The sequence below is a fragment of the Rugamonas apoptosis genome (assembly GCF_014042355.1).
Taxonomy (GTDB): domain Bacteria; phylum Pseudomonadota; class Gammaproteobacteria; order Burkholderiales; family Burkholderiaceae_D; genus Rugamonas; species Rugamonas apoptosis.
In genome coordinates this window covers 720579-738344 of the sequence record NZ_JACEZU010000001.1, presented here as the reverse complement: position 1 = coordinate 738344, position 17766 = coordinate 720579, and the positions used below count along the sequence as shown (strand labels likewise).

Sequence of the window (17766 nt, the reverse complement as noted above, 5' to 3'; positions counted from 1 at the left end):
AAAGACTTGCAGGGCGTTGTTTACAGAATCAGATTTACTGCGTCTCAGAACGGAATATCGTCATCCATATCCGAGAAGTTCGGCGCCGGCTTCGGTGCCGGGCGCGGTGCCGGTGGGGCCATTTGCGGACGCGGAGCCGGCGCCTGGCGGGCCGGTGGTGCGTCGTAGCCGCCCTCGTCCATGCCGGCGTCGCCGCCCATGCCCTGGCGGCCACCCAGCATTTGCATCTGCTCGGCGATGATGTCGGTCGCGTACTTCTCCACGCCATCCTTGTCGGTGTACTTGCGGGTCTGCAGGCGGCCTTCCACGTAGACCGACGAACCTTTCTTCAGGTACTGGCCGACGATTTCAGCCAGGCGGCCGAAGAAGGAAATGCGGTGCCATTCCGTCAGCTCTTTCTGCTCGCCCGTGTTGCGGTCCTTGGAACGGTACGAGGTCGCCACGGCGATGTTGGCGATCGCGTCACCGCTGGGCATGTAGCGAATTTCCGGATCACGGCCCAGATTGCCGACGATGATGACTTTGTTGACTGATGCCATGAATAAAACTCCTGAGTAACGGCCGCTGCTGCTGCGCGGTGGATGTTTTGTAAAACCAAACGGCGATTATATGCCATGCCGCCAACCGGAGGCCAAGCAATTCGCGCGGCCCCGGCCAGCCCGCTGGGGAGCAACTTTTTCGTATTGCCTGTGAAACAAGCGAGGCTGATACTGTTATTATATACAGTATTTAATACTCAACCTTTAGCGCTGTATCAATCGCGCCGCGAATGACGCGCCGGCCCGGCCGTCGGCGCCTGCCGACACGCGGACGGAAACCCGGCTATAGTACTAGGTTGACCCGTTAGTCCCGGTCCGGACGCGCGCCGGCCCGCACCACACTACTGAAAGCAAGCCTCGACATGGAACAGATCCGCATCCGCGGCGCACGCACGCACAACCTCAAGAACATCAATCTCGACCTGCCGCGCAACCAGCTGATCGTGATCACCGGCCTGTCCGGCTCGGGCAAATCCTCGCTCGCGTTCGACACCCTGTACGCTGAGGGCCAGCGCCGCTACGTGGAATCGCTGTCGGCCTACGCGCGCCAGTTCCTGCAACTGATGGAAAAGCCGGACGTGGACTTGATCGAAGGCTTGTCGCCCGCCATCTCGATCGAACAGAAAGCCACTTCCCACAACCCGCGCTCGACCGTGGGCACGGTGACGGAAATCCACGACTACCTGCGCCTGCTGTATGCGCGCGTGGGCACGCCCTACTGCCCCGACCACCCTGAAAATCCGCTGGCGGCCCAGTCCGTGTCGCAAATGGTGGACGCCGTGCTGGCCATGCCCGAAGGCACCAAGCTGATGATCCTGGCACCCGTGGTGGCCAACCGCAAGGGCGAGCACGCCGACCTGTTCGAGCAGATGCAGGCCCAGGGCTTCGTCCGTTTCCGGGTGCAGAGCGGCACCCACGACGCCAAGATCCATGAAGTGGACAGCCTGCCCAAGCTGAAGAAGACGGAAAAGCACACCATCGACGTGGTGGTGGACCGGATCAAGGTCAACGCCGAGCTCAAGCAGCGGCTGGCGGAAAGTTTCGAGACGGCGCTGCGGCTGGCCGACGGCCGCGCCGTGGCGCTGGAAATGGACACCGGCCACGAGCACGTCTATTCCAACAAGTTCGCCTGCAATGTGTGCGGCTACTCGCTGCAGGAACTGGAACCGCGCCTGTTCTCGTTCAATAATCCCATGGGCGCCTGTCCCGAGTGCGACGGCCTGGGCCACATCGAATTCTTCGACCCCAAGCGCATCGTCGCCTTCCCCAACCTGTCGCTGGCGTCGGGCGCCGTCAAGGGCTGGGACCGCCGCAACCAGTTCTATTTCCAGATGCTCTCCAACCTGGCGGCCTTTTACGAGTTCGACCTCGACCTGCCGTTCGAGCAATTGCCGGCGGCGGCCCAGCAAGTGATCCTGCACGGTTCGGGCAAGCAGCAGATCCCGTTCGCCTACGTCAACGAGCGCGGCCGCACGGTGATCAAGGAGCACACCTTCGAAGGCGTGGTCACCAACCTGGCGCGGCGCTACCGGGAGACGGATTCCATGGCCGTCAAGGAAGAGCTGGCCAAGTTCATCAACGAGAAGAAATGCCCTTCCTGCCACGGCGCGCGGTTGCGGGTGGAGGCGCGCTACGTCAAGGTCGGCACCGGTAAGCAGGAAAAAGCCATCTACGAGATCGCGGAAAAACCGCTGCGCGATACGCTGTCGTTCTTCGAGCAATTGAAACTGAAGGGCGCCAAGAAGGATATCGCCGACCGCGTGATCAAGGAAATCGTGTCGCGCCTGAAGTTCCTCAACAACGTGGGCCTCGATTACCTGTCGCTGGACCGCAGCGCCGACACCCTGTCCGGCGGCGAAGCCCAGCGCATCCGCCTGGCGTCGCAGATCGGCTCCGGCCTGACGGGCGTGATGTACGTGCTCGATGAGCCGTCCATCGGCCTGCACCAGCGCGACAACGACCGCCTGATCGACACCCTCAAGCACTTGCGCGATATCGGCAACAGCGTGCTGGTGGTCGAGCACGATGAGGATGCCATCCGCACGGCCGACTTCATCGTCGACATGGGCAAGGGCGCCGGCGTGCACGGCGGCGACGTGATCGCCCAAGGCACGTTGAAGGACATCCTGAAAAACAAACAGTCGCTGACGGCCCAGTACCTGAACGGCACGCTCAAGATCGCCGTGCCGGCCAAGCGCCACGCGGCCGACCCGGACCGCCAGCTGGTCATCACTGGCGCCACCGGCAACAACTTGAAAAGCGCCACGCTCAACCTGCCCGTGGGCTTGATGACATGCGTGACGGGCGTGTCCGGCTCCGGCAAATCGTCGCTGATCAACGACACGCTGTATCCGGCCCTGTCGCGCCACCTGTACGGCTCGCAGACGGAGCCGTCGCCGCACGACAGCATCAGTGGCCTGGAGCATTTCGACAAGGTGATCGCCGTTGACCAGGCGCCGATCGGCCGCACGCCCCGTTCCAACCCGGCCACCTACACGGGCCTGTTCACGCCCATCCGCGACCTGTTCGCCACCGTGCCGATGGCCAAGGAACGCGGCTACAGCGCGGGCCGCTTCTCGTTCAACGTCAAGGGCGGCCGCTGCGAGGCGTGCCAGGGCGATGGCGTGATCAAGGTCGAGATGCACTTCCTGCCGGACGTGTACGTGCCGTGCGACGTCTGCCACGGCAAGCGCTACAACCGCGAAACGCTGGAAGTGCATTACAAGGGCAAGAGCATCACGGAAATCCTCGACATGACGGTGGAGGATGCGCACGAATTCTTCAAGCCGGTGCCGCTGATCGCGCGCAAGCTGCACACGCTGCTGGACGTGGGCCTCGGTTACATCAAGCTGGGCCAGAGCGCCACCACCTTGTCCGGTGGCGAGGCGCAGCGCGTCAAGCTGTCGCTGGAACTGTCCAAGCGCGACACGGGCCGCACCCTGTACATCCTGGACGAACCGACCACGGGCCTGCACTTCCACGACATCGACCTGCTGCTGAAAGTGATCCACCGCCTGCGCGACCAGGGCAACACGCTGGTCATCATCGAGCACAACCTGGACGTCATCAAGACAGCGGACTGGATCGTGGACCTGGGGCCGGAAGGCGGCGCCGGCGGTGGCCAGATCATCGCCAGCGGCACCCCGGAAGACGTGGCCGCCAACCCGGCCAGCGTGACGGGCAAGTATCTGCAGCCGCTGCTCAAGAGCAAATAAGCGGCTGGCAGGGACACACCCGGAATCGGCGCCACCGGCCCCGATCCAGGTCGCCGGTCGCGGGGTCTGTCCCCAGGCAGGCGGCATCGGGTCGCCAGCCTGAAAAACAGCTCAGGCCGCCTCGCGCGTTCCGCGCAACACCAACTCCAGCTGGTCGAGCCGGTCGAAGCCCCAGAACGGCTCGCCGTCCACGATCATGAACGGCACGCCGAACACGCCCTGGGCGATCGCGTCCTCGCTGGCCTGCCTGAACGCGGCTTTGACGGCCTCGTCCTCCAGCGCGGCCAGCAACGCAGCCCGTTCCACGCCCAGGCGGGCGGCGATCCCGGCCAGCACTTCCCGGTCTTCGATGTCCACGCCATCGCCGAAATAGGCGGTGAGGCAGGTGCGGGCGAACGCGGCGGCCGTGTCCTCGCCATGGGTAGTGGCCAGCCACGTCATGGCCCGGCCCGGCGCCAGCAACAACTTCGGGAAGCCGGGCGGCCAGTGAAAGGGGATGCCCGCCAGCCGCGCGCTGCGCGCCACGTCGCGCCGCACATAATCCCATTTCATGGGCACGAATGGCGTCAGCTGGGTGCCGGCCGCCTTGCTCAACACCGTCATCAACACGGGCTGCCAGCGCACTTGGCGCCCGTGGGCGGCGGCCAGCCGCTCGATGCGGCTCGCCGCCAGATAGGCATACGGCGACACAAAGTCAAAGTAGAACGCGATATCACGGCTCATGGTCAGACTCCTGGAAAAAAGTCGTCGTTACTATCGGGCAGGGAACGCAGCAAGGCCACCAGGCCGGAAGGCCAGGCCAGGTAGAGCGCCACGGGGACAAGCAACAGCAAGATACTCATGTCAGCCTCCTTTTTCGCACACATGTGCGAAATTAAAGCGAAAAATGGCCGGGGCGCACGCCCCCGGTCCGCCGGCTACACCTCGTTGAAACTCTTGTAGGTGGAAATCAGCCGGTTGAAAGCGCGCTGCGCGTGGCGCTGCGCCGTGTCATCGTGCAGGAAACGGCTATCGTGCAGCAAGCCCACGATCAGGCTGTAGATCTCATACACCAGCTGTTCAGGGTCGGTATCGGGCCGCAGCTGGCCCGCTTCCATGGCCTGGCCTATGGTCTTGCGCAGCGACGCGCGCCATGCCTGCGCGCCCTTGGCCAGACGGTCGCGCAGCGGGCCGGGCTGGTCGTCGAACTCGAACGCGCCAGCCGTGTACAGGCAGGAATGGAGCACCACGCCGTCACAGACGCGGCGCATCCAGTTGCCAACCTGGGCCGTCAGGCGGGGCAAGCCGCGCGGCAGTTGCAGCGTGGGCAGGACGATGGCGGCCGCGAAGCGGCGATCGTACTCATCAAGCACCGCCTCCTGCAACGCCTCCAGCGAACCGACGCGGGAAAACACGCCGCTCTTGCTGATGCCGGTGCGCTTGGCGATCTCGCCCAGCGACAGCTTGCCGATGCCTTCGGCGGCCGCCATGGCGGCGGCGGCGGCAATGATGGCGGCATAGGTGGCTTCGCTCTTGGCGGTCAGGGTATCCATGCAAGCAAGTTTAGCACACCTGTGCGAAATTTGAAGCCGGAGACGCAAAATCTGGGACGCAACACCATTTTGCAAATTAGAAAAATGGAGTTACGTCCCCGATTTCGAGATGTTGATAAAAAAAGCGCGCCACTGGGGCGCGCTTGGCGGGCGGCGCGGGGCCGCCGGGTCAGATGCTGGCTCAGCCGTTCAGGCGTTGCTCCAGCTTGGCCATGTTGTCCTTCAGTTCCTGCGGCAGATGGTAGGCCAGCTTCTCGAACAGTTCGGCGTGCAGTTTCAGCTCGGCGCGCCAGGCATCCTTGTCGATCGAGGTGATCATCTCGAACTCTTCCGCCGAGAACGGCAGGCCGTCCCAGTGGATGTCGCCGAAGCGTGGGGTGGTACCGAACAGGTTTTCCACGCCGCCCGCCTGGCCTTCCAGACGTTCCAGCATCCACTTCAGCACGCGCATGTTGTCGCCGAAGCCAGGCCACACGAAGTGGCCCTGCTCGTCGGTGCGGAACCAGTTGACGCAGTAGATCTTCGGTGCGGCCGCGCCCAGCTTGGCGCCCATGTCCAGCCAGTGCTGGAAGTAGTCGCTCATGTTGTAGCCCATGAACGGCAGCATGGCGAACGGATCGCGGCGTACCACGCCCATCTGGCCAGCGGCGGCGGCGGTGGTTTCGGAACCCATGGTGGCGGCCATGTACACGCCTTCGATCCAGTTACGGGCTTCCGTCACCAGCGGCACGGTGGTGGAACGGCGGCCACCGAAGATGAAGGCCGAGATCGGCACGCCGGCTGGATCGTCCCAGGCCGGGTCGATCACGGGGTTCTGGGTCGAGGCCACGGTGAAGCGGGCGTTCGGGTGGGCGGCCTTGGTGCCGGAGGCCGGCGTCCAGTCCTTGCCCTGCCAGTCGATCAGGTGCGCCGGCGCTTCCTTGGTCAAGCCTTCCCACCACACGTCGCCGTCGTCGGTCAGCGCGACGTTGGTGAAGATGGTGTTCTCGTTCAGGCAGGCCATGCAGTTCGAGTTGGTCTTGGTGTTGGTGCCAGGCGCCACGCCGAAGTAACCCGCTTCCGGGTTGATGGCGTACAGGCGGCCGTCGGCGCCCGGTTTGATCCAGGCGATGTCGTCGCCGATGGTGGTCACTTTCCAGCCATTGAAGGTGGCTGGCGGGATCATCATCGAGAAGTTGGTCTTGCCGCAAGCCGATGGGAAGGCGGCCGCCACGTAGTGCTTCTTGCCTTCCGGCGATTCCACGCCCAGGATCAGCATGTGTTCAGCCAGCCAGCCCTTGCCGCCGGCCTTGGCTTCCTTGTGGCCCATGTTGGAGGCGATGCGCAGCGCGAAGCATTTCTTGCCCAGCAGCGCGTTGCCGCCGTAGCCGGAGCCGAACGACCAGATTTCGCGCGTTTCAGGGAAGTGCACGATGTATTTGGTGGCGTTGCATGGCCACGCCACATCCTTCTGGCCAGCCTTGAGCGGTGCGCCTACGCTGTGCACGCACGGCACGAAGGCGCCGTCTTCGCCCAGCACGTCGTACACGGCGCGGCCCATGCGGGTCATCACTTTCATGTTGACGGCCACGTAAGGCGAGTCGGACAGTTCCACGCCGATGTGGGCGATCGGCGAACCCAGCGGGCCCATCGAGAACGGCACCACATACATGATACGGCCGGCCATGCAGCCATCGAACAGGCCGTTCAGGGTGCCGCGCATCTCGGCCGGTTCCATCCAGTTGTTGGTGGGGCCGGCGTCTTCCTTGGTGGCCGAGCAGATGAAGGTGCGGTCTTCCACACGCGCCACGTCGGTCGGGTCGGAGCAGGCCAGGTAGGAGTTCGGACGCTTGTCCTGGCTCAGGCGCTTCATGGTGCCGGCGGCCACCATCTCGGCGCACAGGCGGTCGTATTCCTCTTGCGTACCGTCGCACCAGTAGATACGATCCGGTTTGGTCAAGGCGGCCACATCGGCCACCCAATTGATCAGTTTTTGCTGCTTGATGTAAGCTGGGACGTTCAATGCTGCAACGCCACCCATAACGGGCTGATTCATAGTACCTCCAATGCCAATAAAAGAATTCTGGTCTAGTCCCGGCAGGCAGGATCGTCGTCAGCCGCGCGCGCTGGTGGCGCGCGCCTTGCGCCTGGAAGCCGTGGCGATGGTTGGCCAGGTTCCGGCGGAGTCGGCGGTCATGTCGCGTGCCCCGCGCCGGCGGGACACGCAGCCCAATCATGTGCCTGGGCTGATGGAACGTATTGCGCGGGCTCGCTGGTCGGGCCCGAAAATAAGTGGGCGATTGTACACCTGTCCACCTCGCTTTCCGACAAAAATGTAGGAGTAATTGTTGAGTAAAGTAGTAAGCTATTCCGGAAATCCCTAAACCTGTTATTTCGCTACGAAATCCACCCCAAAATCTGTCTACTCCCATGAAAATCGCAATTCTCGACGATTACCAGAATGCTACGCCTAGTTTGGGTTGCTTCAAGCTCCTGGACGGTCATGATGTCAAAGTCTTCAACAATACGGCGCGCGGATTGGGCCAGCTGGCGATCCGCCTGGCGCCGTTCGACGCGCTGGTGCTGATCCGCGAACGCACCGAGTTGAACCGGGCACTGCTGGCCAAGCTGCCCAACCTGAAGCTGATTTCCCAGACCGGCAAGGTGTCCGGCCACGTCGACGTGGCGGCCGCCACCGAACGCGGCATCGCCATCGCCGAAGGCGTGGGTTCGCCCACGGCGCCGGCCGAACTGACGTGGACCCTGATCATGGCCGCCACCCGCAAGATCGTGCCCTATGCCAGCAACCTCAAGGATGGGCTGTGGCAGACCGCCTCCATCAACCCGGCCCTGAACACGGTGGGCACGGTGCTCAAGGGCCGCACGCTGGCGATCTGGGGTTACGGCAAGATCGGCCAGTTGCTGGCCGGCTATGGCCGCGCGTTCGGGATGCGGGTGCTGGTGTGGGGCAGCCAGGCCAGCCGCGAGGCGGCCGTGCGCGATGGCAATGAAGCGGCCGGCAGCCGGGAAGCGTTCTTCGAGCAGGCCGACGTGCTGAGCCTGCATTTGCGCCTGAACGACGCCACCCGCGGCATCGTCACGGCCGAGGACCTGGCGCGCATGAAGCCCAGCGCCCTGTTCGTCAACACCAGCCGCGCCGAACTGGTGCAGCCGGAGGCGCTGGAACGGGCCCTGCCCCAGGGCCGGCCCGGCGCCGCGGCGCTCGACGTGTTTACGGACGAACCGCTGCCGGCCAGCCATCCGCTGCTGCGCATGCCGGTGGTGCTGGCCACGCCACACCTGGGCTATGTGGAGCGCGACAGCTACGAGCTGTACTTCCGCCATGCGTTCCAGAACGTGGTCGATTTCGCGGCAGGTACTTGCGAGACAATCCTCAACCCGGACTACCGCCAGCACCTGCGGGCGGACTGAGGCCAATGGCGGGCTGGCGGGCTAGCGGATTTCCGGCAGGCCCGTCAGATTGATGGCGGGCGCGGGCAGCGCGTGGACCTGGCTCCACAAGCCGGCCCAGCCGGGCGGCCACGGCAGCGCCGGCCCCGTGTAAGGCGGCAGCGTGGCCCGCACCGGCACCACCGGCACCGGCGGCATGTCCTGCAGCGCGCCACCGGCCGGGCGCTGCATGTCCAGGCTGTACATATAACCGGGCAACAAGGCGGTGCACACGGCGGCGAACCAGGCCGTGTGGTCCTCGTCGCGGCCCAGCGCTTGCGCCAGCCCTTGCGGATCAAAACGGGCCAGCGCGTGGATCAGCTCGTCCGTGGTGGCGCCCGGCGTATCGCCCCAGCCCATCACGGGATTGACGTTGTAGTCGGCGCCCGAACCATACCAGCCTTCGCGCCAGGAGCGCTGCATCCAGTCGCGCTGGCCGGTGAACAGATGCCAGCGCCAATGCAGGCCGGACGGCTTGGGCCAGGAATACAGGTACAGCCGCTGATAGCCGGCCTGGTGCAGCGCGCGCACCACCGCCATCAGGCGCGCGTGCGGCATGCGGTCGGGCGCGGCGCGCCTGAACAGGATGGCCTCGCCATCGGCGAACTGCACCTCGTCGGTGGACAGGTTCAAGTCCAGGGTCCGGCTTTCACTGCCGAAACGGGCGCTGATCCAGCCCGTCAGCAGGTTGACGGCCGTGATCACGCCGTAGCCACGGTGACGGTGGAAGATGACGGTGCCGGGAGCGAGGGTTTTCATGACGGGGGCAGCCAGGGGCAAACAAAGTATCCAGTGTAGTCACAGTATGCCCAACTTTCCAGTGCCCCGTGACGGTGCGCGGCGGACCGGGGCGCGGGTCATGGCAGGCCCGGTCAGCGCGCGTTTCTTGCTAGTTCTTTGCTATCATGCGCCTCACTTCACTGTAGAGGATTTCTCCCACCATGACCTTGCGCATCCTCGCCACCGGCGGCACTTTCGACAAACACTACGATGAACTCAACGGCAAGCTGGGCTTTGGCGACAGCCACGTGCCGGCCCTGCTGGCGCGCTGCCGCCTGACGGTGCCGGTGGCGTTGGAGCAATTGCCGCTGATGGATTCGCTCGACATGGTGGACGCCGACCGCGCCCGCATCCTGGCCGCCTGCCAGGCCGCCAGCGAGCGCGCCATCGTCATCATCCACGGCACCGACACCATGCCGCAGACGGCCGCCGTGCTGGGCCCGGCCAAGCTGGGCCAGACCATCGTGCTGACGGGCGCCATGATCCCCTACGAGATCGCCAATTCCGACGCCCTGTTCAACCTGGGCTTCGCCTGCGGCGTGGCCCAGACGCTGGCGCCGGGCGTGTACGTGGCCATGAACGGCCAGATCTTCGCCTGGGACAACGTACAGAAAAACCGCGCGGCCGGCGTGTTCCAGCCGCTCTAAATGCAAAAAACCGGGGTCAGGTCATGCCCACACGCAAATTGCGCGATGGCATGACCTGACCCCGGGGTTGGCGGCGTGTGGCTTAGGCTTTGGCTTCGCCGCCCAGCGCTTCGACCACGTCGGCCAGCAGCTTGCTCAGTTCGCCCGTCATCAGCATGAAGTCGCCGTCGAAGCGCTCATCATCGTTGCGGGTCGACGATTCCTTCTCGCTGATCACATCCAGCGGCTTGACGCCCTTGATGGCCAGCGATTCCGTCAGCACGAACGAGATCTTGCTGTCCCACGTCATGGCCAGGCGGGTGCACTGCTTGCCGGCGGCGATGTGGCGCCGCACTTCGTCCGCTTCCAGCGTGTGGCGCACGTAGCGCACGGCGGCCTTGCTCTCGCCCGTGGCGCGCAATTCCGTATCCATGTCGACCGTGAAACCGGATGGGGCGTCGTCCGCCTGCAGCCATTCCGTCATCACGCCCACCGGCGAGCGCTGCACGCGCAGGCTTTCCAGCGGCAATTTATCGACCGCCTTGAGCAGCAGCTTGATCACTTCGTCGGCCTTGGCCGGGCTGGCCGCGTCCACCACCAGCCAACCGTTGACGGGGTCGATCCAGGTCCACACATTGCTGCGGATGGAGAAGGCGCGCGGCAGCAGTTCATCGGCCACGCGCTCCTTCAATTCCTTCATGGCTTTCTTGCCGGGCGCGAAACCTTGCGCCTCTTCCATCTCGGCCGCACGGGCCTTGGCCACCTGGTTGATGACGGTGGAAGGCAGCAGTTTCTTTTCCGTGCCCAGCAGGATCAGCATCTGCTTGTTGACCACATGGACCAGACCGCCGTTCGGACGGGGCGTGTCCCAACCCTGGCGCAGCAGTTCGTTGCTGCTGGCAGGCACGAAGGAATGGGGCGCCAGCGCTGCTTCCAGTTGTTCCGGGGTGTACGCCCAAGGGGCGGGCAGACGGTAAATCTGAAGATTCTTGAACCACATAAGTGTATTTGCCTTGTTTCAGTGTTGCCAGGGGAACGACATTTTACACGCTCGCGGCGCGCCTTATTGAAACAACTCGCCCTGCACCGGACGGGGCGCCAGCGGTGCCGCGCCGCGCGGCTCCAGCGTGCTGGCCCGCACCCCCAGCAGCCGCAAGCGCCGTTCCAGTCCCACCCGCTTCAGGCCGGCGCGCGCCGCGTGCAGGATGGCGGTCGCGTCGTCCACGGCTTGCGGCACGGTGACGTTGCGGCTGACGATCTGGAAGTCGTCGAAACGCAGCTTGATGCTGATGGTGCGGCTCACATAACCCTTGCGCCGCAAGTCCTCGGCCAGCCGGTCGCACAGGGCCGTGAGGATGGACGACAGCGCGGCCCGGTCCTGGCGCGCGTGCAGGTCGCGCTCGAAGGTGGTTTCGCGGCTGATGGATTTGGTTTCGGAACTGGTGGCCACCGCGCGCGTGTCGACCCCGTGCGCGGCGTCGGCCAGCCAGCCCGCGTAGTGGTGGCCGAAGTGCTGTTGCAGCAGGCCGGGATCGGCGGCGGCCAGTTGGCCGATGGTGGCGATGCCCAGCGCGGCCAGCTTGTCGGTGGCCTTGGGGCCGACGCCATTGATCTTGCGCACCGCCAGCGGCCAGATGCGGGCCGGGATGTCGTCGTAGTCCAGCACGGTCAGGCCATCCGGCTTGTCCAGGTCGGAGCAGATTTTCGACAGCAGCTTGTTGGGCGTGACGCCGATCGAACAACTGAGGCCGGTGGCGTCGCGCACGGCCTGCTTGATGCGCGACGCCAGCGCGACTGTCTCCCCCTCCACGTCGGTCAGGTCGATGTAGATCTCGTCGATGCCGCGGTCCTCGATTTCCGGTGCAATGGCCGCCACGGCCGCCTTGAACAGCCGCGAAAAATGCCGGTAGCGGTCGAAATTGACGGGCAACAGCACCGCGTCCGGCGCCAGCCTGGCGGCCTTCATCATGCCCATGGCGGAACCGACGCCCAGCGCCCGCGCCTCGTAGGTGGCGGTGGTGATCACGCCCCGGCCCACGTAGTCGCGCAAATGGGCGTAGCGGCGGCTGCCGTCGGGCAGCACCTGGGGCTGGCTGTCGCGGCCGCCGCCGATGACGACGGCCTGGCCCCGCAAGTCCGGATAGTGGAGCAATTCCACGGACGCGTAAAACGCATCCATATCGAGGTGGGCAATGCGCCGCGCGCGCGCTGTCATGGTGGTGGCGGGTGGCCATCATGGGCCGGATACTGTGAATACATACAGTATTACCGCAAACGGGCTGGTCCGCAAGGGGGACCCGGCCCGGCCCCATCACTTTTATGCAACAGCCGCCGCCGGCCAGCCCCGCCGGTGAAACTTTCCGTGCGGAATGGAACTTGGCCGCGGCGCGGCGGTGCTACACTGGGGTTCTATCGACCACCGTCTTGCCATGCTTGTTCGCCCACCGCTGTTGGCCCTGGCTCTGACCCTGGCCGCCCCTGTGGCGCCTGCGGCCGCCTACGTCTGCCCGCCCGTCACCCGGGTCGGCTTGAGTGACCTCGGCTATGCTTCCTACCGCCAGGATGGCCATTACCGGGGCACGGCCGTGGACCTGGTCGAGGAACTGGGCCGGCGCACCGGTTGCCGCTTCCAGTTCGCCTGGTATCCGCGGAGCCGGCTGTTCGCCGAATTCAGCGCCAACCACGTGGACATAGTGATGAGTTCCCTGCCTGATGCCGGGCGCGACCGGATCGGCCTGTGGATGCCCTACGCCTACACCCGCTTTGAACTGGTGCTCAAGCACCGGGCCGATAGTGCTTACGCCAGCCTCGCCGAGTTCGTCGAGCGGGATACGGGCCGGCTCAACATCACGCGCGGCATACACTATCCGCCCACCGTGCAGCGCCAGCTGGAGCGGCTGCAACTAGCGGGCCGGCTCGAATATGTGAACGATTTCGATACCGTGTTCCGCAAGATCCAGGCCGGCCGCGCCGACGGCACGCTGGCGCCTATGATGATCCACCGTTGGCACAGCCAGCGCCTGGGCGCGGAGGCGGGCCTGGCGCGCTACGAATTGTCCGATTGGCCGCGCGGCATCGTCGGCGCCTACGCCTCGCGCGCCAACCTGGCGCCCGAACTGCGCTCAGCCTTCCATGCCAGCTTGCGCGCCATGGTGGCCGACGGCACGGTCCAGGCTATCTACGGGCGCAGTCTCGGCGCCGAGGCGAGCAAACAGATCTTCGCCGGCGGCATGCGCGACATTCTCGACAATTACGAACGCTAGCGGGCCGGCCTGCAATTATTTGCGAAAAGCCTTGCGGAACGCGCGGCCCTGCTTGTAGAATACGGCCTCGTTCAGCAGTTGCAATATTGGCTGCGTGTTTTCAAGCGAGCATGGGTGCTTAGCTCAGTTGGTAGAGCGGCGCCCTTACAAGGCGTAGGTCGGGAGTTCGAGCCTCTCAGCACCCACCATGCACCTGAAGACATCGACGATTTGGAGTGGTAGTTCAGTTGGTTAGAATACCGGCCTGTCACGCCGGGGGTCGCGGGTTCGAGTCCCGTCCGCTCCGCCAACATTTCGCAGATGACCCCCATGGGTTATTCGCACACAGAGTAACAAAACGTCGTATACCGACGCCGCAGTTTGGAGCGGTAGTTCAGTTGGTTAGAATACCGGCCTGTCACGCCGGGGGTCGCGGGTTCGAGTCCCGTCCGCTCCGCCAACATCCCTTAAGGGCCCGATCATGTCGGGCCCTTATTCATTTCCGCCGCCAGAATAAACAAACCGGGGCGTCACACCATGCGCATGGTGTGACGCCCCGGCTATTGCTTCCCGCCTGTTGCTGCTGGCGGCCTGTCAGGCGGCGCTGTCGTCGGAACGGATCAGGTGATCGAAAGCGGACAGAGCGGCCTTGGCCCCTTCGCCGACGGCGATCACGATCTGCTTGAACGGCACCGTGGTCACGTCGCCGGCCGCGAACACGCCCGGCACGGAAGTCTGGCCACGCGCGTCGACTTCGATTTCACCGTGGCGCGACAGGGTCACCGTCTCCTTCAGCCATTCCGTGTTCGGCACCAGGCCGATCTGCACGAACACCCCTTCCAGTTCCACCCGTTGCGGCGCACCGGACACGCGGTCCGTATAGCTCAGGCCATTGACCTTCTTGCCGTCGCCGTGGATCTCCGTGGTCTGGGCCGACACGATCACCGTCACATTGGCCAGGCTGCGCAGCTTACGCTGCAACACGGCATCGGCCCGCAGTTCCGCGCCGAACTCCAGCAGCGTCACATGCGACACGATGCCGGCCAGGTCGATGGCCGCTTCCACGCCGGAATTGCCACCGCCGATCACGGCCACGCGCTTGCCCTTGAACAGCGGGCCGTCGCAGTGCGGGCAGTAGGCCACGCCATGGTTGCGGTATTCCTTCTCGCCGGGCACATTCACTTCGCGCCAGCGCGCGCCGGTGGCCACGATCACCGACTTGCTGCGCAAGGTGGCGCCGCTCTCGGTCTGCACTTCGATCAGCTTGCCCGGCAGCAGCTTGGTGGCGCGCTGGGTGTTCATGATGTCCACTTCATAGTGCTTGACGTGCTGCTCCAGCGCCACGGCGAACTTGGGCCCTTCCGTTTCCTTGATCGACACGAAATTTTCGATCGACAGCGTATCGAGCACCTGGCCGCCGAAGCGGTCGGCCAGCACGCCCGTCTTGATGCCCTTGCGGGCCGCGTAGATGGCGGCCGCCGCGCCGGCCGGACCGCCGCCGACGATCAGCACATCGAACACGTCCTTCTTGTTCAACTCGGCCGCCTGGCGGGCGCCGGCATTCTTATCCAGCTTGGCGAGGATTTCCTCCACGCTGGTACGGCCCTGGCCGAAGTGTTCACCGTTCAGGAACATCATGGGTACAGCCATGATCTGGCGCGTCTCCACTTCCTGCGGGAACACGCCGCCATCGATGGTGGTGACCTTGATACGCGGGTTGATGACGGCCATCGCGTTCAGGGCCTGCACCACTTCCGGGCAATTGTGGCAGGACAGCGAGATGAAGGTCTCGAAGTTGAAATCGCCGTCCAGCTGGCGCACCTGCTCGATCACGGCGTCGTCCAGGCGGATGGTGTGGCCGCCCACTTGCAGCAGCGCCAGCACCAGCGAAGTGAATTCATGGCCCATGGGCACGCCGGCGAAACGTACGCCAATGTCGGTGCCGGGGCGGTTGATGCTGAACGAAGGCTTGCGGACGTGCTCATCGTGCCGTTCGGCCAGCGTGATCTTGTCGCTCAGCGACACGATATCGAGCAGCAGCTGGCGCATGTCGCGCGCGGCCGCGCTGTCATCGAGAGATGCGACCAGTTCGATCGGTTGCACCACCTTTTCCAAATAGGCTTTCAACTGGGATTTCAGGTCTGCATCTAACATGATTTTTCTTCCTTACTCAAAACTTGAGGCGTATGCCGGGCCGGACGCCCGGACCGGCATCGCGGTACTACTGTGTGTGAACCAGCAGGTTCATGCAGCTATGCTTAGATCTTGCCAACCAGGTCCAGCGAAGGCTTCAGGGTGGCGGCGCCTTCGGTCCATTTGGCCGGGCACACTTCACCTGGGTGCGAAGCGACGTACTGGGCGGCCTTGACCTTGCGCAGCAGTTCGGTGGCGTCGCGGCCGATGCCGTTGTCGTGCACTTCCAGCACCTTGATCTGGCCTTCAGGATTGATCACGAAGGTGCCGCGCAGGGCCAGGCCTTCTTCCTCGATCATCACTTCGAAGTTACGGGCCAGCAGGCCGGTCGGGTCGCCCACCAGTGGGTACTGGACTTTCTTGATGGCGTCCGAGGTGTCGTGCCAGGCTTTGTGGGCGAAGTGGGTATCGGTCGAGATGCCGTACACTTCCACGCCCAGCTTGGCGAATTCAGCGTAGTTGTTGGCCAGGTCTTCCAGTTCGGTTGGGCAGACGAAGGTGAAGTCGGCTGGGTAGAACACGAATACCGACCACTTGCCTTTCAGGGACGCTTCCGTCAGGTCAACGAATTTGCCGTTGTGGTAAGCGGTGGCCTTGAATGGTTTTACTTGGGTGTTGATCAGAGACATTGTGGTTTCCTCGTGAAGGTTGTGAATCAATGAGACGTCAGTGTAAAGTCTTTTGATCCATATGCAAAATTGATTGTCGCAATACATTCAATATATTTTGACTATCGATTAAACATATAGAAACGCTATTATCCCCGTTCCACGCCAGGATGGCGCGGCCCGGCGCGCCAAGGGAAATTCGGTGTCAGGTCTGTCATTCGGACAGTCGCCGCATATCTTTGAGATTCCTCAAGGCGAGTGTTTTTTATTGTGATAAGAGTGACAATGCAAGACCTACCACATGTGACAACTACGTCGATTGATTAAACTCAAAGGGATTATCCCTGAGTCCGAATGACAGACCTGACACCGACTCTTAGGTGTTATCCAGCGCCCGGTTCACGCGCCACGCCAACGGCAAGGTCAGCAGCAAAATGGCGGCCAGCGCCATCAGCGCGACGGGCACGCCGGCCACGTCGCCCAGGCGGCCGAATAGTATCGGCGAGAGGGCGCCACCGCCGATGGTGCCGGTGTAGAACAAGGCGAACGCTTGCTCGCGCTTGCCGGGCGCGGCCAGTTCCGGCACCGTGCCATACAGCACGGACGAGGTGCCGTTCAGCGCCAGCCCCAGCAACGGCAGCAAGGCCAGCACGCCCGCCTGCGGCAGCCACACGGCCAGCACCATCAGTAGCGCGGTGAGCGACTCGGTGATCCACACGGTTTTCATCATGCCGATGCGTGCCCCCAGGTAGCCGCAAAACAGCTTGCCGAACGCGCCGCCCACGAACAGCAGCGACAACGCCAGGCCGATGCCGGCCGTGCCGGCGCCCTTGCTTTTCAACAGGAAGGGCAGGAAGGTGAGAAAACCCATGCGCACGGCGCTGTCCAGCACGCCCGTCAGCAGCAGCGCGCGCAGTCCGCCGGTCGAGCCCGGCCGGGAAGCGGTGGCCGCCGCCGTGCGCGCGTGCGCGGCGCCCACGGGCGCCGCCGGGATCAGCCACCACAATAGCGCGGCCGCGCCCAGGCCAAGCAAGCCCATCAGCGTGACGCTGGCCTGCCAGCTGAGCACCACCAGCATCAGCCCCACCAGCCCCGGGATCAAGGTCTTGCCGATGTCGCCGGCGAAGTTGTACTGGGCCAGCGCCTGCTTGACGCCACCACCAGCCTCGTGACTGTCGGTGACCATGGACGACGCCAGCGGGTGCTGGGTGCTGGCGCCCAGGCCGCCCAGCAGCAACGCCAGCAGCAGCACGGCGATGCCGCTGGCCTGGCCCACGATCAGGTAGGCCACGCCGGCCAGCGCCGTGCCGCCCACCAGCATGCGCTCGCGTCCCCAGCGCCGCGCCAGCCGGCTGGCCAGCAGCTGAAAACCGGCCATCATGCCTGAGTAGGCGCCCCGTAACAGGCCCACCACCGCGTAGCTGAGGGCGAATTGGGTTTGCCAGATCGGCAGCAGCACGTAGATGAGGTCAGTCAGGCCGTCATGGATGGCGTGGGCGCTGCAGGCGGCCAACAGGGAGCGGCGGCGGATGGCAGCGTCGGACGCGACCAGCTCTGCGGTCACGGTGGCGGCGGGCGTATCGGGCATCGGCGTAGGGGGCG

14 protein-coding genes and 3 tRNA genes are annotated in these 17766 nt (G+C 64.4%); 7 read left to right on the top strand and 10 right to left on the bottom strand.

Features of this window, described 5'->3' with window-relative positions:
• Positions 1–44 precede the first annotated feature (44 nt).
• Positions 45–539 carry a single-stranded DNA-binding protein gene (ssb, locus tag H3H39_RS03310; protein ID WP_182151805.1) on the bottom strand — a complete coding sequence of 165 codons (495 nt, stop codon included), beginning with the start codon at positions 537–539 and terminating at the stop codon, positions 45–47.
• Positions 540–901: 362 nt separating this feature from the next.
• On the opposite strand from ssb, the gene uvrA reads away from it, so the two are divergent.
• Positions 902–3754, top strand: a complete 2853-nt coding sequence (gene uvrA, locus H3H39_RS03305; RefSeq protein WP_182151804.1) for an excinuclease ABC subunit UvrA — start codon at positions 902–904, stop codon at positions 3752–3754.
• 111 nt (positions 3755–3865) lie between these two features.
• Here the strand turns inward: uvrA and H3H39_RS03300 are convergent, their stop codons facing one another.
• The 3 genes from H3H39_RS03300 to H3H39_RS03290 all read right to left on the bottom strand — a co-directional run bounded on the left by H3H39_RS03300 (position 3866) and on the right by H3H39_RS03290 (position 7321).
• Entirely contained in the window at positions 3866–4477 is a 612-nt protein-coding gene (locus H3H39_RS03300) for a 2-hydroxychromene-2-carboxylate isomerase (RefSeq protein WP_182151803.1), read from the bottom strand.
• A gap of 194 nt (positions 4478–4671) precedes the next feature.
• Positions 4672–5286 carry a TetR/AcrR family transcriptional regulator gene (locus H3H39_RS03295; RefSeq protein ID WP_182151802.1) on the bottom strand — a complete coding sequence of 205 codons (615 nt, stop codon included), beginning with the start codon at positions 5284–5286 and terminating at the stop codon, positions 4672–4674.
• Positions 5287–5467: 181 nt separating this feature from the next.
• On the bottom strand, positions 5468–7321 hold the full coding sequence (locus tag H3H39_RS03290; protein WP_182151801.1) for a phosphoenolpyruvate carboxykinase (GTP): 1854 nt from the start codon (positions 7319–7321) through the stop codon (positions 5468–5470).
• A 374-nt stretch (positions 7322–7695) separates the two neighbouring features.
• On the opposite strand from H3H39_RS03290, the gene H3H39_RS03285 reads away from it, so the two are divergent.
• Positions 7696–8697: a D-2-hydroxyacid dehydrogenase family protein gene (locus H3H39_RS03285; RefSeq protein ID WP_182151800.1), complete on the top strand. Its 1002-nt coding sequence runs from the start codon at positions 7696–7698 to the stop codon at positions 8695–8697.
• A gap of 21 nt (positions 8698–8718) precedes the next feature.
• Here H3H39_RS03285 and H3H39_RS03280 read toward each other — a convergent pair whose 3' ends face one another.
• Positions 8719–9474, bottom strand: coding sequence for an L-asparaginase (locus tag H3H39_RS03280; protein WP_182151799.1), 756 nt, complete (start codon positions 9472–9474; stop codon positions 8719–8721).
• A gap of 182 nt (positions 9475–9656) precedes the next feature.
• Between H3H39_RS03280 and H3H39_RS03275 the strand changes: the two genes are divergently transcribed.
• Positions 9657–10142, top strand: a complete 486-nt coding sequence (locus H3H39_RS03275) for an asparaginase domain-containing protein (protein ID WP_182151798.1) — start codon at positions 9657–9659, stop codon at positions 10140–10142.
• 82 nt (positions 10143–10224) lie between these two features.
• On the opposite strand, the gene H3H39_RS03270 is transcribed toward H3H39_RS03275, so the two are convergent.
• Both H3H39_RS03270 and dinB read right to left on the bottom strand, forming a co-directional pair.
• Positions 10225–11121: a recombination-associated protein RdgC gene (locus H3H39_RS03270; RefSeq protein ID WP_182151797.1), complete on the bottom strand. Its 897-nt coding sequence runs from the start codon at positions 11119–11121 to the stop codon at positions 10225–10227.
• Positions 11122–11184: 63 nt separating this feature from the next.
• The gene (gene dinB, locus H3H39_RS03265) at positions 11185–12336 is read right to left on the bottom strand and encodes a DNA polymerase IV (RefSeq protein WP_182151796.1); all 1152 of its coding nucleotides are present in this window, start codon (positions 12334–12336) and stop codon (positions 11185–11187) included.
• Positions 12337–12550: 214 nt separating this feature from the next.
• Here dinB and H3H39_RS03260 point away from each other — a divergent pair, with 214 nt between their 5' ends.
• From H3H39_RS03260 to H3H39_RS03245, 4 genes are all read left to right on the top strand, one after another.
• A complete protein-coding gene (locus tag H3H39_RS03260) occupies positions 12551–13384 on the top strand; it encodes a substrate-binding periplasmic protein (RefSeq protein ID WP_182151795.1) in 834 nt (277 codons plus the stop codon).
• A 112-nt stretch (positions 13385–13496) separates the two neighbouring features.
• A tRNA-Val gene (locus tag H3H39_RS03255) sits at positions 13497–13572 on the top strand.
• Between the two features lie 24 nt (positions 13573–13596).
• Positions 13597–13673 (top strand) — tRNA-Asp (locus H3H39_RS03250).
• Between the two features lie 73 nt (positions 13674–13746).
• Positions 13747–13823 (top strand) — tRNA-Asp (locus H3H39_RS03245).
• Between the two features lie 134 nt (positions 13824–13957).
• Here H3H39_RS03245 and ahpF read toward each other — a convergent pair.
• The 3 genes from ahpF to H3H39_RS03230 form a co-directional block, all read right to left on the bottom strand.
• A complete protein-coding gene (gene ahpF / locus H3H39_RS03240; protein ID WP_182151794.1) occupies positions 13958–15517 on the bottom strand; it encodes an alkyl hydroperoxide reductase subunit F in 1560 nt (519 codons plus the stop codon).
• 104 nt (positions 15518–15621) lie between these two features.
• Positions 15622–16185, bottom strand: coding sequence for an alkyl hydroperoxide reductase subunit C (ahpC, locus tag H3H39_RS03235; RefSeq protein ID WP_182151793.1), 564 nt, complete (start codon positions 16183–16185; stop codon positions 15622–15624).
• Positions 16186–16540: 355 nt separating this feature from the next.
• On the bottom strand, positions 16541–17752 hold the full coding sequence (locus H3H39_RS03230; RefSeq protein ID WP_182151968.1) for an MFS transporter: 1212 nt from the start codon (positions 17750–17752) through the stop codon (positions 16541–16543).
• Positions 17753–17766 lie beyond the last annotated feature (14 nt).

Coding starts and splice junctions, on each gene's coding strand:
- ssb (WP_182151805.1), bottom strand. CDS start 539: ATGGCATCAGTCAACAAAGTCATCATCGTCGGCAATCTGGGCCGTGAT.
- uvrA (WP_182151804.1), top strand. CDS start 902: ATGGAACAGATCCGCATCCGCGGCGCACGCACGCACAACCTCAAGAAC.
- H3H39_RS03300 (WP_182151803.1), bottom strand. CDS start 4,477: ATGAGCCGTGATATCGCGTTCTACTTTGACTTTGTGTCGCCGTATGCC.
- H3H39_RS03295 (WP_182151802.1), bottom strand. CDS start 5,286: ATGGATACCCTGACCGCCAAGAGCGAAGCCACCTATGCCGCCATCATT.
- H3H39_RS03290 (WP_182151801.1), bottom strand. CDS start 7,321: ATGAATCAGCCCGTTATGGGTGGCGTTGCAGCATTGAACGTCCCAGCT.
- H3H39_RS03285 (WP_182151800.1), top strand. CDS start 7,696: ATGAAAATCGCAATTCTCGACGATTACCAGAATGCTACGCCTAGTTTG.
- H3H39_RS03280 (WP_182151799.1), bottom strand. CDS start 9,474: ATGAAAACCCTCGCTCCCGGCACCGTCATCTTCCACCGTCACCGTGGC.
- H3H39_RS03275 (WP_182151798.1), top strand. CDS start 9,657: ATGACCTTGCGCATCCTCGCCACCGGCGGCACTTTCGACAAACACTAC.
- H3H39_RS03270 (WP_182151797.1), bottom strand. CDS start 11,121: ATGTGGTTCAAGAATCTTCAGATTTACCGTCTGCCCGCCCCTTGGGCG.
- dinB (WP_182151796.1), bottom strand. CDS start 12,336: ATGACAGCGCGCGCGCGGCGCATTGCCCACCTCGATATGGATGCGTTT.
- H3H39_RS03260 (WP_182151795.1), top strand. CDS start 12,551: ATGCTTGTTCGCCCACCGCTGTTGGCCCTGGCTCTGACCCTGGCCGCC.
- ahpF (WP_182151794.1), bottom strand. CDS start 15,517: ATGTTAGATGCAGACCTGAAATCCCAGTTGAAAGCCTATTTGGAAAAG.
- ahpC (WP_182151793.1), bottom strand. CDS start 16,185: ATGTCTCTGATCAACACCCAAGTAAAACCATTCAAGGCCACCGCTTAC.
- H3H39_RS03230 (WP_182151968.1), bottom strand. CDS start 17,752: ATGCCCGATACGCCCGCCGCCACCGTGACCGCAGAGCTGGTCGCGTCC.